Origin of the sequence: Microbacterium sp. Leaf351, from assembly GCF_001423825.1 — a bacterium.
Taxonomy (GTDB): domain Bacteria; phylum Actinomycetota; class Actinomycetes; order Actinomycetales; family Microbacteriaceae; genus Microbacterium; species Microbacterium ginsengisoli.
This window is the reverse complement of record NZ_LMPK01000009.1, coordinates 70,294-70,524: the sequence shown is the minus strand read 5'-3', so window position 1 is coordinate 70,524 and position 231 is coordinate 70,294. Positions and strand designations below refer to the sequence as shown.

Genomic DNA, 231 nt, shown 5'->3' with positions numbered 1-231 from the left:
GCGTAGATCGGCACGTCGCCGTGGTCGCGGCGCAGCCGGGTGAGGTGCTCGGGGGTCCAGTGGTCGGGATGCTCGTGCGTGACCACGATCGCCACGACATGGCGCAGCCCCTCGAGCGGGGTGGTGAACGAGCCGGGGTCGACCACGAGGGTCTTCCCCTCGTTCTCGACGGTCAGCGCGGCGTGCAGATGCTTGGTCACTCGCATGAAGCGAGTCAACAACGATGCGGAT

General features: G+C 67.5%; 1 protein-coding gene. It reads right to left on the bottom strand.

Annotated elements, in window-relative coordinates; genetic code table 11:
* The coding region (locus ASG00_RS16750; RefSeq protein ID WP_235559130.1) for an MBL fold metallo-hydrolase at window positions 1-206 on the bottom strand (206 nt) is incomplete at its 3' end.
* Window positions 207-231: the final 25 nt, after the last annotated feature.